Consider the following 16,452-nt stretch of genomic DNA (forward strand, 5'->3'; position numbering starts at 1 on the left):
GTTTTATATTAACGATATCAACAAAATACCAATGAGCTTGCCAAGCTGAAGCCTTGGATACAGATATCATAAAGAATTCCAAGACATCGCTTGGTTAAATCTTAATAAGGAGATATCAGACCATGACCATGATCAGTGTAAATTATCCCGCAGGCCGCATAACGCTTGAACAGCGCCGTCTTTTGGCAGAAGGTTTGACGGATGCAGTTCTCGTTCCAGAGGTAGGTCAATATTGTCCGCCAGCAAGAGAAGGGTTTCAGGTCCATTTCAACGAACGTCCAATAGATTACATGGCAATTGGTGGGCAATTGCTGTCGGATCAGCCAGAACGTGATGTAATTACTGTCAATGTTCTGGTGATGGATGGTGACTGGCCTAACGACGTTCGCAAAAAAGTGCTTGAGAATATTCTTGGCAGTTTGACTAAAGTACTTGGTGTACCGGAACCATCCCCAACTTGGTGGGTATCCTTCCAGGTCATTGAAGAAGGCAGCTGGGGTTCTCGCGGCAGCGTGCTCTCCATTCTAGACCTGCTGGATTCAGGAGTCTTTACTGAGGAGAAAATTAAGGCTATCAAGCAAAATATTACACGGTAATGCGTGGAATTTGGCATTTCTAAAGATTGGAGGAGCATTCATATCTTGTCGGCTAGAGGATACGGGAAACACCGGGAAATCTCCTGACGTGGTGGCTAAGGCAAGTTACAAACCGGCAACTGACGTCTTAAACCTTCTGCGGTATCCAGTAGGAGAACCATCCAAAAGGTTATATCTTTAGCAGTAACAAGCTTATAACTTAGCACAGTGTAATATGTCCATATGTCCAAACGAAAGAACACCCATAAGGGTGTTCTTCATTTTTCCAAAGAAACATCCTGCAGTTTACGTAATCTTAATGGCTAGCCAAATCATGCTCCAAAGCTTGAAGAGAAAGGCTATCCCTCGTACTGCCTCCCTCTCCCGGTCTCATATCAAAAATACGATCGACAAATCGATTGACATCCAGCAGCATTGCTTTTCGTTCCTCCAAGGTTACACGCGGCACCGAGTAAAGAAGCTTAATCTCGGCATCCGAAAACTTGGCGAACCCAAACAAATTATCGTTAGCCGCGTAGAGCATATCTTTCTGACGTGATATGCGAATATAATCTTCTGAAGATCCTGTTGTAAAAATCGAGTAGGCTCTCTTGCCCTCAAGCCCATATACACCATCAGAAGAGCGTATGAGTCCTGTTGTGAACACTCTATCTATATATCCTTTAATAACAGCGGGAAATCCGCCCCACCATACCGGTGAAATAATAATCAAGGCATCTGCCCACAATAAATCCTCCTGTTCTTTTACTATCTCCTCTGGCAATACGTTAGTGACCTTAGCCTCTAAATCCTTTAAGCCTGCCGTCGGATTAAATGACATTTGAATTAAGTCTTTTACCTTAACATTCGCCCCTCGTACGTTTAAATGAGCGATCACCTGCTCCAAAATCGCTTTGTTAAAGCTCTTAGCATAAGGGTGACCGTATAAAATATTAATGTTCATCTTCTTCGCCCCCAGAATATTTTCAGATGGCTTGTCAAAGCTTTAATGCTAATGTAATGTTAAGCCAATGGTATCGAAACAACAAGTAGGCATATTTATAGTATATACTATCAAAAATCATACTAATTGATTTCATAGGACTTTCTGGAATACAAACGATGAGGAGATGGCACAAATGAGTGAAAATCTGAATTATTTTACAGATTGCCCCTTAACAAAGGTTCAGAAAATCATTGGCGGCAAATGGAAAATAGTGATTTTATGGTTTCTGTCCCGTGGTACCCGAAGATTCGGTGAAATTAAACGCGCCTTTCCTGATATCACACAAGCGATGTTAACCAAGCAGCTAAGAGAATTAGAAGAAGACGGGTTTGTGCATCGCGAAATATTCAGAGAAATCCCTCCCCGGGTTGAATACTCGCTAACAGCTCACGGAGCAAATTTCGTCCCCATATTGCGCAGTATGTATGATTGGGGGGAGGTTCATCTGGAGCACTCGAAAATTAGATGCGTTGAAAAATAGCGATTAAATATACATCCCTTCCTGCCTAGCGTGATCAGACTTTCATCCCTATGTTATAAGTCCATACCAAGTGCATAATGAAAACCCACTATGACCAATTTTGTCAAAGTGGGTTTAATCCTGTTGATATTCATCTTGTCATGTTTATATTCAGTCATGTACCGTTTTTCTAAACCTGGCAGTTCCCATCAACGTGGCTTCACCTTTTCCTCTGGAGGTAAAACAGCTGCCGTTTCGTTTACTGTTGTTTTCCAGTTAATGTTCTCACTTCAATAGGATGCAGATTCGCCTCAATTTGAGCCCGCTGCGGTTCATACCACTCTGGCAGCATTAATTTCTGCCCCAAAGATTCAGCAGGTTCATTATTAGCAAATCCCGGTGGATCTGTAGCAATTTCAAATAGGATGCCGCCCGCTTCTCTGAAATATATCGCATTAAAATATTGGCGGTCTATGATTGGAGTCGGCTGATAGCCATAATGCTGGACTGCGCTTCTCCATTCTTCATGTTGTTCGAAATCTTTTGCACGCCATGCAATGTGATGTACCGTGCCTGCTCCACCAAAGCCTAGACCCATTTTGGCGAGCGGAACATCTACGATGTTGCCGATTTCTCCTACGGACTGATAACGGGCATATTCGGCGTCTTCAGCGATTTTCGTAAATCCGAGTATGCTCTCCAATGCATCCATCGTTCTCTGTGGATTGACGCTAAATAGCACAGCACCTCCAAACCCCTTAATTGCTTTATCAGCCGAAATGCCACCGTAAGACCAAGTACTATTCGCTCCCGCTTCACGTTCAACAAGCTCAAGTCGTAAGCCCTCATTATCCTCGAATTGAAGATATTGTTCAGAAAAACGGCTCGTTTTCGTAACTTGGATATCAAAGCTTTCCAAACGATGTTGCCAAAAATCAAGTGAACCTGGGGGTACCACATACGAGGTTATGCCCACCTGGCCTCCTCCGATTCGTCCTTTGGGAGTTCCTGGTGCAGGGAAAAATGTAATGATCGTTCCAGGACCTCCTGCCTCGTTACCAAAGTACAAGTGGTAAACCTCAGGAGCATCGAAGTTGATTGTTTTCTTCACTAACCGAAGTCCCAGGACGCCGGCATAGAAGTCGACATTTTCCTGCGGATTACCGGCAAAAGCTGTAATATGATGGATACCTGTAGTTTGCAGTGACATATGAAACCCTCCTTTAATCGTAAGAACCTTTATTTTTTGTTGTTGATGACTTTAATGACCTAAACATCATGTTTTATCTAAGTAATGCGTCGATAGAATATGAACCTGCTCCTGTCAACGCAATACCAATTGCGACTGCAATAAGAACTAGTGGATATTCATAGCCGTTAGCCGTTGCCCAGATCCCGTTTGGGCCATGTACTTTGAAAATCGCTCCGAGCATAGTCACCGTAATCAACAATGCAGCCAGTGGAGTGAGCAGTCCTAAAGCAAATAGAGCTCCTCCCAACAATTCCATCAACCCAGCAGACACTGCCATGAACACTCCGGGCTTAATGCCAATCGATTCCATCCAACCGCCCGTACCCTTTGGACCATAGCCACCAAACCAACCAAAAAGCTTCTGAGCTCCGTGCCCCACCAATAACAATCCAACCACCAAACGTATCAGTAACAATCCACTTGCCAACATAAAAATCATCCTCCATATTATACTTATTTAAAGATTATTAAATTAGAGATATTAGATAAAATTAAATTCATTGTTTAGCGATTTGAGCCTGTTCTTTTTTTAGTTTTTCAGGCGTAACATCGTCTCCATTCGGATCATAAATCGTAGCGTTCAAGAGAATGCTTTGTACAGAACCCCGAAAGATTTGAAGGTATTCTTTGCGAAGATCCGTTTGTTCCGTTTTTTCGATTTCAGTCAACCCAACTTCTTTTGTTTTTTTTGCAAGCTGATTAATTCTTTCTAAAATGGTGATCACGTGTATACCTCCCTATTCAAAATTTTCTGGTTGTTTTATCTTTAATTTATTTATCTTGATATAAAGATATAATATTTTTTTATCCATGTCAATACTTTTTCGAAAAGAAAATCAATGCTTGGGTTGCTTACGGAGAAAAAGCAGCAGGAACACTTAGAGATACCTTTAAGCTACAAGTTGTGTAAAACCTCTTCAAGTCAATTACTAGAGCCATAATAAAAAGCCACCAACCAGAATCACTGGCTGATGGCTTTCTTGTCTTACTTAAATGGAGGCGAGGGGAGTCGAACCCCTGTCCGAAGATAACGACACATAAGCTTCTACGGGTGTAGTGACAGTTTTGATGTCACCCTAGAAACTCCCTGTCACCGGATTCCCTTCGGGTCAGCCTGATTATCTTCTTCAGCTCACCCCAGGCGGAGATGAGACAGCGTATTCCACTATTTGTTAGCCCCTATCCCAGTCACATGGACGATGCTGGGTAGAAGCACGCACACAGTTTCTTAGGCTGCGAAAGCGTAGTTGTTTTGTTGTTTGCCGTTTAATAGGCTTTAGCGTTGATGAAGCGGACGCGTCCCCACTACCCGCTACCCATGCTCGAACTATCCCCGTCGAATCCATAAACGCCCCCTTATTATAAAAGGGCTCCACGGATAAATCCGGAAATACCGGAGCATAAGCATGCATAATATCAAAAGCTGAATTCTAAGATTCAACACTCGAACAAAGTTAAAAGCTTTAAAACTGACTACTTCGTTAGTATAGCATATTACAGGTCATTACGAAACGAAATGAAGCCATTTAAGCCTTATAAAATAGCACCATTACAGGAACAAGTAACTTCTCCACGTAATTTGTACCATACAATAATACAGCAACTTATCTCGCAATTTTCTGTTTCTCACGCAAAGCGCGCTGGATATCACGCTGTGCATCACGTTTAGCGGCAGCATCACGTTTATCATACTGCTTTTTACCTCTACCCAGTCCGAGCAAAAGCTTGGCATAACCATTGCGAACATAAATCTTTAACGGAACAATCGTGTAGCCTTCCTGTTTGGACAATCCGATAAGTTTGCGAATCTGCTCTTTATGCAACAGCAGCTTACGCGTACGGGTCGGATCAGTAGGATTATTACGATTGCCTTGCTCAAAGGGACTGATATGCATATTGTGAATATGAATTTCGCCGTTACGGATCGTAGCAAATGCGTCACTTATATTAGAGCGACCATTCCGTAGAGACTTAATTTCTGTTCCCGTTAGCACCATGCCCGCCTCGTAAGTGTCCTCAATAAAATAGTCATGGGAAGCTTTTTTGTTCTGGGCGAGCACTTTCCCGTCTGCCTTCTTACCCATGAATACCACTCCTTATGAATAACGTAATTCACTCTTGAAATCCAGGCATCAAAATCCGGCTACAAAGAGCCACCTAGAAATATATTGTAACAAATTTCAGATGGTAAAAGCAAGAAAGGTCAAGCCTTCTACATTTCTAACTGCACTTATATCACACTTAAAACCAAGCGGCTTCCATCCAATACAGCAGACAGAAACCGCACGTATACCTATGCTTCAAATCAGCTTCATACACTGCAATGAAAGCTCCAGCCTTCAAAGTAAGTAAGCTCTAGCTACCTACTTCTTCTTTTTCCGCACAAAGCCCGCGGTGCTATTGCCGCCACTTCCGCCCTTATTCTTCCGCTTGCGACGTGCTGCGCCTTCACCGTTTGGTCTGGCATCACTACCTGGTGTAGCTGCTCCGCCGATGAAAATACCGCTGGCAGACGTCTTCTTCCGTCGCTTGCTTGCCCCGGATGCTGGCGAGTTATACCCGCCCTTGCCACTGCCAAAGCCGAAGCTGCTAGCTGAGCCGGCTCCAGCTCCGTTTCCACCGCCGCGCCCTGAACGACCTGCGGTGCTAATACCTCCACCTACGCCTGAACCGGCTTCTTTAGGCTTCCCGGCAGCATCACGACCGCCTTTACGCTCCCTGCCAGCCTTGTCTTTACCACCCTTACGTTCGCGCCCTTCATGGGGTTTGCCTTTACCTCGGCCCTCACCGCCACGCGCAAAACCTCCGCCCTGTCCTGAACCGCCCGTCCGTTCACGGCGTTGCCGTTGCTTCATATCGACAAGTTCAAAGTCAATTGTGTAATCTTCCATGTTCACACGCGCGACGCGAACCTTAACCTCATCCCCAATGCGGAACACCTTGGAGGTGCGTTCGCCAATCAAAGCCATATGCTGCTCGTCAAAGTGGTAATAGTCGTCCGTAAGCGCACTCAGACGCGTCAGACCCTCCACTGTATTGTCCAGCTCAATGAACATCCCAAAGCTGGTTACACTGCTGATGATCCCCTCGAATTCCTCGCCGACCTTGTCCAGCATGTATTCAGCCTTTTTCATCTGCTCTGTATCACGTTCTGCATCCACAGCCACACGTTCACGCTCAGAAGATTGCTGCGCAATATCAGGCATACGTGCAGTCAAATATTCCTGACGCTCGGCTGTTAAAGCCCCGCCGTTCTCCAATACCTCACGAATGACACGGTGAATCACCAAGTCAGGGTAACGACGAATCGGCGATGTAAAATGAGAGTAATACTCCGCTGCTAGCCCAAAATGTCCTGTCGTTTCCGCATCATACTTTGCCTGCTTCATCGAACGCAGCATCATCGTGCTAAGCACGGTTTGCTCCTTCGTACCCTGAATATCTTCCAGCAACGTTTGCAGTGCACGCGGATGAATGGAATTTCCTCTACCTTTGATCTGATGCCCAAAATTAGCCGCGAAAGCCATAAAGTTTTGCAGCTTCTCCGGATCTGGGTCCTCATGAATCCGGTACAAGAAAGGTACTTTGAGCCAATGGAAATGTTCGGCTACCGTTTCATTGGCCGCCAACATAAACTCTTCAATAATTTGTTCAGCTATCGTACGTTCTCTCTTCACAATATCTACAGCTTTTCCTTCATTATCCACAATCACTTTAGCTTCATCAAAGTCAAAATCAACCGCACCTCGGCGCATTCGATTAGCACGCAGCTTCAATGCCAATTCCTTCATCGTGCCGAATACATCAACGAGATCCTTGTACCGTTCCATCAGTTCAGCATCTTCCTCTTCGAGGATTTTGCGAACGTTAGTGTACGTCATCCGTTCCTTCGTTTTAATCACACTGGTGAAAATATCATGCTTTACAACCTTCATATGCTCATTGAATTCCATCTCACAGGATAAAGTCAGTCGATCCACCTGTGGATTCAAAGAACATATTCCGTTCGAAAGTCGATGTGGAAGCATAGGAATGACACGGTCAACCAAATACACGCTACAACCGCGGTTATATGCCTCCTGATCCAGCTTAGAGTTCTCACGCACATAATACCCTACGTCGGCAATATGAACGCCCAGACGGTAGTTCCCGTTCGGCAAGCGCTCTACATTTACAGCATCATCCAGGTCTTTAGCATCCTCACCATCAATGGTAACAATGATCTTATCACGCAAATCGCGCCGTCCCTGACGTACAATCTCTTCTTCCGTAATCGCGTCGGGAGCATTCTCCGCTTCCTCTGTAACTTCATCTGGAAAAGCTTCCGGAAGCTGATGCTTGCGAATAACTGACAAAATGTCGACGCCCGGATCATCCTTATGACCCAAAACTTCCAACACTTCGCCTTCCGCCGCTGCTCGTCCTTCTGGATAGCTCACAATACGCACAACGACCTTTTGACCGTTTACGGCTCCATTGAAGCTTGTTTTTGGAATGAAAATATCCCGGTTAATACGCTTATCATCCGGCAGAACGAAACCATATGCTTCGTGGCTCTGAAACACGCCTACTACTTGAAGCACTGCACGCTTCACGATCCGTACAACTTCACCTTCTAATCGACCGCCCGCAGGTCCCTTCGAGGACACTCTTACCAGTACCGTATCTCCATTCATCGCACTTTTTAAGTCGTTCGCATGAATATATACATCCGGGTGCTCCCGGTCCTCTGGAATCAGAAAGGCAAATCCCTTGGCATGAGCCTGCAAACGCCCACGCTGCAAATCCATCCGTTCCGGCACGCCATAACGGTTTGTGCTGGTCAGCAGGATTTTCCCCTCTTCCTCCAAGGAATTCAAGAGCTTAAGAAATTCACGGAAATCCTCCGCATCCTTAATATCAAAGTGCTGCTCCAGCTCCTGGTAAGTCATGGGTTTGTATGCAGTCTCGCGCATAAAATCGAGTAGTTGTTGCTCTGTTATCATAATATTGTCCACCTCGGGTGACCTTTAATTTTCAGTAATAAATCCGCATGTCCTTGTTCCTGATACAAGGCTCTTAATATACTCATACCCTAGTATACACGAATTTAATCGACGGCATCCCTGCCTGTCCAAAATCTAAAAAAAGCCCCCGTTTCCCGCGAAACGAAGGCTTAAGGTACATATTTATCTTATTTTGCAAAAAATGCAACTAAAACAGAAACGATCATAAAACCCGCACCCAAAACAGCAGTTGCACGTTGTAAAATCAAATCCATACCGCGAGCTTTTGTTTTGCCGAACAGATGCTCAGCACCGCCAGAGATGGCACCGGACAAACCTGCGCTTTTCCCCTTTTGCAGTAAAACAACCGCAATAACAGCAATCGAGAACACAACGAGCAGCACTTTCAAAAAGATTTCCATGAAAAATCCCACCTCCTGAGCTTATACATCTGTTTTGCAAAACAACACAGCCTCTTTTATGAAAACATGTACATATCATGTTATAAATAGCCGGAAATTAACGCAAAACACTATTTTTATTCTACCACAGCTTCCAGTAGATAACAACAGTTATACAAGTCACTCAGCCATTAAGCCTTTGCAAAGTTATGTATTCTCATACACATCCATAATAACAAAAAAACAGACCTGCCCGCGGTGGCGAGTAGGTCTGTTTTTTAATGCGTAAAAGCTTTGAGCGTTGAGACTTCGTGATCATGAACCATGAGTCAGAGGCGCCATCAGCATTTTTGCGCAATATTATTTTTTCAGGTTGTAGAAAGATTTCAGGCCGTGGTATTGAGCCAGTTCACCCAGTTGATCCTCAATGCGGAGCAATTGGTTGTACTTCGCAATACGGTCAGTACGGGAAGGAGCACCTGTTTTAATTTGGCCTGCATTTGTTGCAACAGCGATATCAGCGATTGTGCTGTCTTCGGATTCACCGGAACGGTGAGAGATGACAGCTGTGTATCCTGCGCGTTTAGCCAATTCGATAGCATCGAAAGTTTCAGTCAGCGTACCGATTTGGTTTACTTTGATCAGGATGGAGTTACCGATGTTTTCATCGATACCTTTAGCCAGACGCTCTGTGTTTGTTACGAACAGGTCGTCACCAACCAATTGGATTTTGTTGCCCAATTTTTCAGTGAGCAATTTCCAACCTTCCCAGTCATCTTCGGAGCAACCATCTTCAATAGTGATGATTGGGTATTTATCAACCCAAGAAGCAAGCAGGTCAACGAACTCAGCAGAAGTGAAGGATTTGCCTTCGCCTTCCAAAGTGTATTTTCCATCTTTGAAGAACTCAGTGGAGGCAACGTCCATACCGAGGAATACGTCAACACCTGGTTTGTAACCAGCTTTTTCGATCGCTTCGATAATAGTGGACAGAGCTTCTTCGTTAGATTTGAAGTTAGGAGCAAAACCACCTTCATCACCAACAGCTGTGTTCAAACCTTTGGAGTTCAGTACGGATTTCAGGTTGTGGAAGATTTCTGCGCCTACACGCAGAGCTTCTTTGAATGTAGGAGCGCCTACAGGCAGAACCATGAACTCTTGTACGTCAACGTTATTGTCGGCATGAGCGCCACCGTTAACGATGTTCATCATTGGCACTGGCAATTGTTTAGCATTGAATCCGCCCAGGTAAGTGTACAGTGGCAAGCCCAGAGCTTCAGCAGCAGCGCGAGCTACAGCCATGGATACAGCCAGAATTGCGTTTGCACCCAATTTACCTTTGTTATGTGTACCATCCAATTTGATCATCAGCGTGTCGATTTCTACTTGGTTCACAGCATCCAAGCCGATTACTTCAGGAGCAATAATTTCGTTCACGTTTTTAACAGCTTGCAGAACGCCTTTACCCAGGTAACGGGATTTATCGTTATCACGAAGCTCTACAGCTTCGTGAGCGCCTGTGGAGGCACCGGAAGGAACGATAGCACTACCGATAGCACCGGATTCCAGATATACTTCAACTTCAACCGTTGGGTTACCACGGGAGTCGAGGACTTCGCGAGCGTACACGTCAGAAATAATAGTCATTTGTACTTAATCTCCTTTGTGAATCATGATTTATTGGTCAAGCCTATACTTATTAAATCAAGCTTACTTGCGGGATGCAATCATAGATTTTCCTGTCATTTCCGCAGGTTGCGGAAGTTGCATCAAATCCAGAAGCGTTGGAGCTACGTCAGCCAGTATTCCATGCTCACGCAAAACGATATTTTCGTCAGTCAAAATGAACGGAACCGGATTAGTTGTGTGAGCTGTGAACGGACGTCCCTGCTCATCAATTTCCATATCCGCGTTACCATGGTCAGCAATGATAATAACCACGCCGCCTTTGGCTTTAACCGCATCTACAACACGTCCAACACATTCATCCGTCGTCTCTACCGCCTTAATCGTTGGCTCCAGCATACCGGAGTGTCCAACCATATCCGGATTGGCAAAGTTCAGGATAATCGCATCATGCTTGTCGGCTTCGATTTCCTTAACAGCAGCATCCGCTACTTCATACGCACTCATTTCCGGCTGCAAGTCATATGTAGCCACTTTAGGCGAGTTGATCAAAATACGAGTTTCGCCAGGAAGCTCCACATCACGTCCGCCACTGAAAAAGAAAGTAACGTGCGGATATTTTTCAGTCTCAGCAATACGCAATTGCTTTTTGTTGTTTTGAACCAACACTTCACCAAACGTGTTATCCAGGTTTTTCGGTTCGTAAGCTACAAAGCCTTCAACCGTTTCGCTGAACAACGTCAGGCAAACAAAGTGCAAATCTTTAGGCAATTTCGGGCCACGGTCAAAACCACGGAAGTCCGCGTTTGTAAATACCTGAGACAGTTGAATCGCACGGTCAGGACGGAAATTGAGGAAGATAACAGAGTCATTGCTTTCGACCAGCCCTACAGGACTTCCGTCAGCCTTCACAATAACCGTTGGCTCCACAAATTCGTCGAACACTGATTTTTCATACGATTCTTTCAATGCTTCCATTGGATCTGTGTATTGAGGGCCTTCTCCGTAGACGATTGCACGGTAAGATTTCTCTACACGTTCCCAACGTTTGTCGCGGTCCATAGCATAATAGCGTCCTTGTACAGTCGCAATTTTGCCTACGCCCACTTCTTGAATTTTGGCGATCAGTTGCTGCATGAAGCCTACGCCGCTGTCAGGCATAACGTCGCGTCCATCCATGAAAGCATGAATGTACACTTCAGTTAAGCCTTCTTTTTTCGCCAAGTCCAGCATAGCGAACAGATGGCTGATATGGCTATGCACGCCGCCGTCAGACAACAGTCCGTACAGGTGAAGTTTCGTGTTGTTCTTCTTAGCATGTTGCACTGCTTTAACCAGTGTTTCATTGTCGTAGAACTCACCGTCACGAATGGACTTCGAAATACGAGTCAAGTCTTGATATACAATTCGGCCTGCGCCGATGTTCAAGTGACCTACTTCGGAGTTACCCATTTGTCCTTCAGGCAGACCCACTGCTTCGCCAGAAGCCGTCAGCGTTGTATGAGGATACTGTTGTAAATACCGGTCGTAATTCGGTTTGTTGGCCTGCGCAACCGCATTACCTTCTACGGTGTCACGCAATCCGAACCCGTCCATAATAATTAAAGCTACCGGTTTTGGTGCTGTCATCTTACTTCGCCCCCTCAACAAGCGCGATGTACGACGCCGGTTGAAGACTGGCACCGCCCACAAGCGCGCCGTCGATATCGCTTTGACCCAGGTACTCAGTAACATTTTCAGGTTTTACACTGCCACCATACTGAATACGTACAGCATTTGCTGTATTTTCATCATACAGCTCTTTAATCAGACTACGGATATAGGAAATCACTTCATTCGCATCCTGCGAAGTGGAGGATTTGCCTGTTCCGATGGCCCAGATTGGCTCATAAGCAACAACTACTTGTGCAGCCTGATCCTTAGCCAAACCAGCAAAAGCTGCTACAGTTTGCACTTTTACAACCTCTTTGGTTTGTCCAGCTTCACGATCTTCCAGCTTTTCGCCTACACATACGATTGGAGTCAGGTCATGACGGAATGCTGCATGAACCTTTTTGTTCACCGTTTCGTCTGTTTCATTAAAATATTCACGACGCTCGGAGTGTCCGATCACAACGTAGTCTACGCCCAGATCTTTCAGCATTCCACCGCTAATTTCACCTGTAAATGCGCCATCTTCTGCAAAGTGCAGGTTTTGTGCTCCAATTTTAATAGACGTGCCTTTTACTGCTTCAACCAGAGCAGGAAGATTCGTAAATGGTGCGCAAATCACGCTTTCCACTCCTGCAACCTCTGCTTTGCCTTTGATCTCTTCGATGAAAGTTTTAGCTTCTGGTACGGTTTTAAACATCTTCCAGTTACCCGCGATAATCGGTGTTCTCAATGGTTTCAACTCCTAACTATTAGGTGCCCTAAAGCTTTATTCACGCATATTGTGTTTGATTATTTATCGTTCAGTGCAACGACACCCGGAAGTGCTTTGCCTTCCATAAATTCCAGAGATGCGCCGCCGCCAGTGGAGATATGATCCATTTTGTCAGCCAAGTGGAATTTTTCAGCCGCAGCCGCAGAATCACCGCCACCAATGATGGTGTATGCTTCTGTTGTTGCGCAAGCTTCCGCTACTTCACGAGTACCACCAGCGAAAGGTTCGATTTCAAATACACCCATTGGTCCATTCCAAACAACCAATTTGGAGTTTTTGATAACATCTGCATAGATTTTACGTGTTTTCGGTCCGATGTCCACGCCTTCCCAATCTGAAGGAATGCCGTCGATATCCACAATGTTTGTGTTCGCCGTAGCGCTGAAATCGTCAGATACAACAATATCAACCGGAAGGTAGAAGTTTTTGCCGAGCTTCTTCGCTTTTTCGATAAATCCAAGAGCTACGTCCAGTTTGGATTCATCCAGTAGGGATTGACCCACTTCATGACCTTGAGCTTTGAAGAATGTATAAGCCAAACCGCCGCCAATGATTACGTTATCTGCAATGTTCAGCAGGTTGTCAATCACGTCGATTTTGTCTTTTACTTTGGAACCGCCGATAATGGCTGTAAAAGGACGATCTGGGTTTGAAAGAGCTTTACCGATTACAGACAATTCTTTCTCCATCAGCAGGCCGGAAACAGCCGGAAGAAGATGCGCGATACCTTCTGTGGAAGCATGAGCACGGTGTGCTGCACCAAATGCGTCATTCACGAAAACGTCTGCCAATTCAGCAAATTGCTTCGCCAATTCAGGATCATTCTTTTCTTCTCCTGCATAGAAACGTACATTTTCAAGCAACAGCACGTCGCCGTTTTGCAGTTCAGCCACTTTCGCTTTAACAGCTTCGCCTACCGATTCGTCCACTTTAACTACTGGTTTTTTCAGCAACTCAGACAAACGTACGCCAACAGGAGTCAGACGCATGGATTCAACAACCTGACCTTTTGGACGTCCAAAGTGACTCGCCAAAATAACTTTTGCACCTTTTTCAATCAGGTAGTTAATGGTTGGCAAGGTTTCACGAATACGCTTGTCATCCGTAATTTTACCGTCCTCAACCGGAACGTTAAAATCTACACGAACAAACACCCGTTTTCCATTCAGTTCTATATCACGTACGCTCTTTTTGTTCATCTCCATATTCCTCCGCACCCTTATAATTTTACGAATCAGGAATTCAAGGCACATTTGATATATAAAGAGCGGAAACAATAACCTGTTTCCGCTCTATGATGTTGCTCAATAAGACTGTTCTTATTTAGCCAGTTTTGCGAAGTATTCCAACGTGCGGATCAATTGTGCAGTGTAAGACATTTCATTGTCATACCAAGCTACAGTTTTCACCAGTTGTTTGTCGCCAACAGTCAGAACTTTAGTTTGAGTTGCATCAAACAAAGAACCGAAAGTAAGACCTTTGATGTCGGAAGAAACGATTTGATCTTCAGTGTATCCATAAGTTTCAGGATCGGATGCTTCTTTCATCGCAGCGTTGATTTCTTCAGCAGTTACGTTTTTCTCCAGAACTGTTACCAGCTCAGTCAGGGAACCTGTAGGTACTGGAACACGTTGAGCCGCGCCATCCAATTTACCTTTCAACTCAGGGATAACCAAACCGATTGCTTTAGCAGCACCAGTTGTGTTAGGAATGATGTTTTCAGCTGCTGCACGAGCACGACGGAAGTCACCTTTAGCATGTGGAGCATCCAAAGTGTTTTGGTCGCCAGTGTAAGCATGAATTGTAGTCATCAAACCTTCAACGATACCAAATTTATCTTGCAGTGTTTTAGCCATAGGAGCCAGGCAGTTTGTTGTGCAAGAAGCACCGGAGATTACAGTTTCAGTTCCGTCCAGAATTTCATGGTTTACGTTGTAAACGACAGTTTTCATGTCGCCAGTAGCTGGAGCGGAGATAACAACTTTTTTAGCGCCGCCTTTCAAATGTTTCTCAGCAGCTTCTTTAGTTGTGAAGAAACCTGTACATTCCAGAACGATGTCTACACCCAGGTCTCCCCAAGGCAGTTCTTCAGGGTTGCGGTTAGCCAAAACTTTAACTTCTTTACCGTTTACTTTGAAGAAGCCGTCATGTACTTCTACTTGTCCTTGGAAATTACCTTGTGTTGTATCATATTTCAACAAATGTGCCAACATTTTGGAATCTGTCAAGTCATTGATTGCTACTACTTCAATACCTTCCACATTTTGAATCCGGCGGAAAGCAAGGCGTCCAATACGTCCGAAACCGTTAATACCAACTTTAACTGTCATGAGTGAGTTCCTCCCAAAGTTCGTTTAGTTTAGTTTTATATATTCAAGACAGACCCGAAAGCCCGTCAAGACAACACTATTCATAAATCCTATATTAATCATTTAAATAACGACTTACAATCTCAACAGCAGCGCCTTCGTCAGTGACTAGAATGTCCTCTTGCCCGAAACGCAGTACCGCATGAATAGCGGCCGCCTTGTTTTTGCCTCCAGCTACACCTAGAACCGTATCGGTACGCCTAATGTCCTCCAATCGGAGTCCAAGCGTCAGCATTCTGTGAACAACGACGCCATCTTCGTTAAAGTAATAACCAAACGATTCGGCTACCGCTCCTTCACTGCTGATCTGGGCAAAGGTTTCGGGATCAAGTTTACGTCTATGTGCCATCGCTATGGCGTTGCCTATCCCGTGAATGATGATACGACTCTCGCGAATCAGGTTCAATATATCCTGAATGTTCGTATCTTCAAGCAAGGAGTTGTAAGCATGATTGCTGAGCAAATCCGGTACATGGAGCAGACGGTATTGAGCGCCTACCTTGCGAGCCATTGTGGAAGCAATTGTGTTGGCCTGCATTTCCATGCTTTCTCCCAAACCTCCGCGTGCCGGTACAAACCACCCACCCTTAAGTGGGCCATTAGAAGGTAGTGCCAGTTGTTCCGCCACGTCGGCAATCGTCGTGCCACCTGTTACAGCGACCACATCCTCGTCGTCCATAACACTCAGCAACGCTTTTGCTCCAGCGCGCCCCAGCTCCTGCTTTGTTAACGGAGAAGCATCCGAATCCCCTGGAACGACAACCACCTTCCTCAAACCATAGGCTTGACGAATCTGGTCCTCCAATTGGGACAGGCCGAACAAGTTGTTCGCAATCGGCTCCAGCTGTTCCAGCAGATCCAGTCCTGCTTTGCTCACCTTCATGCCTACACTCTCAATCTCAATTAGCCCCTGAGCTTTAAGAAGATCGGTTTCGGCGCGCAACACGCGCTCAGTCATGTTCAGTGAAGCTGCCAGTGTTCTGCGTCCAACAACATCGGACAGCATAATCTGATGCAGGATCGTGTACCTTTTTTTCAAAACATCCATGAGGTCGGGCAGAAGCTGCTTCTGTATTTCTAATATCTTTCGCATGCTTTCCACTCCCGCACACTTCTAAGTTCTGTCTCTAATGCTCTATCTCTAACTGGTCTCAAAACGTCCCGGGATAACTTTTTAAGTCCCACGTATATCTTAACCAATATTTGCTCCATATGCAAGTCTATCTGAACCTATATTTCTCAACCATTTATCTGAATATGCGCATTTAATAAAAGCTTGCAATTCACTGCTGTATATCATATAATCATCTTTGTTTCCAATTAGCTGTTTAATTAGTTAGTTGTTTGCATTGA

The 16,452-nt window shown here is 45.0% G+C and carries 15 protein-coding genes and 1 other RNA gene; 2 read left to right on the forward strand and 14 right to left on the reverse strand.

Features of this window, described 5'->3' with window-relative positions; all coding sequences use genetic code 11:
- The first annotated feature begins 122 nt into the window (after window positions 1-122).
- Complete coding sequence (locus NLX82_RS23565; protein ID WP_023986499.1) at window positions 123-596, forward strand: tautomerase family protein; 474 nt, start codon at window positions 123-125, stop codon at window positions 594-596.
- A gap of 295 nt (window positions 597-891) precedes the next feature.
- On the opposite strand, the gene NLX82_RS23570 is transcribed toward NLX82_RS23565, so the two are convergent.
- A complete protein-coding gene (locus NLX82_RS23570) occupies window positions 892-1,539 on the reverse strand; it encodes an NAD(P)H-dependent oxidoreductase (protein ID WP_023986498.1) in 648 nt (215 codons plus the stop codon).
- 175 nt (window positions 1,540-1,714) lie between these two features.
- Here NLX82_RS23570 and NLX82_RS23575 point away from each other — a divergent pair, with 175 nt between their 5' ends.
- On the forward strand, window positions 1,715-2,062 hold the full coding sequence (locus NLX82_RS23575) for a winged helix-turn-helix transcriptional regulator (RefSeq protein WP_034094951.1): 348 nt from the start codon (window positions 1,715-1,717) through the stop codon (window positions 2,060-2,062).
- Between the two features lie 238 nt (window positions 2,063-2,300).
- On the opposite strand, the gene NLX82_RS23580 is transcribed toward NLX82_RS23575, so the two are convergent.
- The 13 genes from NLX82_RS23580 to NLX82_RS23640 form a co-directional block, all read right to left on the reverse strand.
- Window positions 2,301-3,251 (reverse strand): ring-cleaving dioxygenase, encoded by a 951-nt coding sequence (locus NLX82_RS23580; protein ID WP_254349146.1) that lies wholly within the window; start codon window positions 3,249-3,251, stop codon window positions 2,301-2,303.
- 73 nt (window positions 3,252-3,324) lie between these two features.
- The gene (locus NLX82_RS23585) at window positions 3,325-3,723 is read right to left on the reverse strand and encodes a DoxX family protein (protein WP_068938381.1); all 399 of its coding nucleotides are present in this window, start codon (window positions 3,721-3,723) and stop codon (window positions 3,325-3,327) included.
- A gap of 67 nt (window positions 3,724-3,790) precedes the next feature.
- Window positions 3,791-4,018 carry a DUF896 domain-containing protein gene (locus NLX82_RS23590; RefSeq protein ID WP_068938382.1) on the reverse strand — a complete coding sequence of 76 codons (228 nt, stop codon included), beginning with the start codon at window positions 4,016-4,018 and terminating at the stop codon, window positions 3,791-3,793.
- A 266-nt stretch (window positions 4,019-4,284) separates the two neighbouring features.
- Window positions 4,285-4,649, reverse strand: a transfer-messenger RNA (tmRNA) gene (gene ssrA, locus NLX82_RS23595).
- Window positions 4,650-4,897: 248 nt separating this feature from the next.
- Window positions 4,898-5,377 carry an SsrA-binding protein SmpB gene (gene smpB, locus NLX82_RS23600; RefSeq protein WP_013308270.1) on the reverse strand — a complete coding sequence of 160 codons (480 nt, stop codon included), beginning with the start codon at window positions 5,375-5,377 and terminating at the stop codon, window positions 4,898-4,900.
- 279 nt (window positions 5,378-5,656) lie between these two features.
- Window positions 5,657-8,278, reverse strand: coding sequence for a ribonuclease R (rnr, locus tag NLX82_RS23605; protein ID WP_023986492.1), 2,622 nt, complete (start codon window positions 8,276-8,278; stop codon window positions 5,657-5,659).
- Window positions 8,279-8,466: 188 nt separating this feature from the next.
- Window positions 8,467-8,700, reverse strand: a complete 234-nt coding sequence (gene secG / locus NLX82_RS23610; RefSeq protein WP_013308268.1) for a preprotein translocase subunit SecG — start codon at window positions 8,698-8,700, stop codon at window positions 8,467-8,469.
- A gap of 339 nt (window positions 8,701-9,039) precedes the next feature.
- Window positions 9,040-10,326 carry a phosphopyruvate hydratase gene (gene eno, locus NLX82_RS23615; protein WP_013308266.1) on the reverse strand — a complete coding sequence of 429 codons (1,287 nt, stop codon included), beginning with the start codon at window positions 10,324-10,326 and terminating at the stop codon, window positions 9,040-9,042.
- Window positions 10,327-10,389: 63 nt separating this feature from the next.
- Window positions 10,390-11,934 (reverse strand): 2,3-bisphosphoglycerate-independent phosphoglycerate mutase, encoded by a 1,545-nt coding sequence (gpmI, locus tag NLX82_RS23620; RefSeq protein ID WP_028541876.1) that lies wholly within the window; start codon window positions 11,932-11,934, stop codon window positions 10,390-10,392.
- A gap of 1 nt (window position 11,935) precedes the next feature.
- A complete protein-coding gene (tpiA, locus tag NLX82_RS23625; protein WP_023986490.1) occupies window positions 11,936-12,688 on the reverse strand; it encodes a triose-phosphate isomerase in 753 nt (250 codons plus the stop codon).
- 59 nt (window positions 12,689-12,747) lie between these two features.
- Entirely contained in the window at window positions 12,748-13,929 is a 1,182-nt protein-coding gene (locus NLX82_RS23630; RefSeq protein ID WP_023986489.1) for a phosphoglycerate kinase, read from the reverse strand.
- Between the two features lie 120 nt (window positions 13,930-14,049).
- A complete protein-coding gene (gene gap, locus NLX82_RS23635; RefSeq protein ID WP_023986488.1) occupies window positions 14,050-15,060 on the reverse strand; it encodes a type I glyceraldehyde-3-phosphate dehydrogenase in 1,011 nt (336 codons plus the stop codon).
- Window positions 15,061-15,154: 94 nt separating this feature from the next.
- Window positions 15,155-16,192, reverse strand: a complete 1,038-nt coding sequence (locus tag NLX82_RS23640) for a sugar-binding transcriptional regulator (protein WP_023986487.1) — start codon at window positions 16,190-16,192, stop codon at window positions 15,155-15,157.
- Window positions 16,193-16,452: the final 260 nt, after the last annotated feature.

The sequence above is a fragment of the Paenibacillus sp. A3M_27_13 genome (genome assembly GCF_024213315.1).
In the GTDB taxonomy this organism is placed as follows: Bacteria; Bacillota; Bacilli; order Paenibacillales; family Paenibacillaceae; genus Paenibacillus; species Paenibacillus polymyxa_B.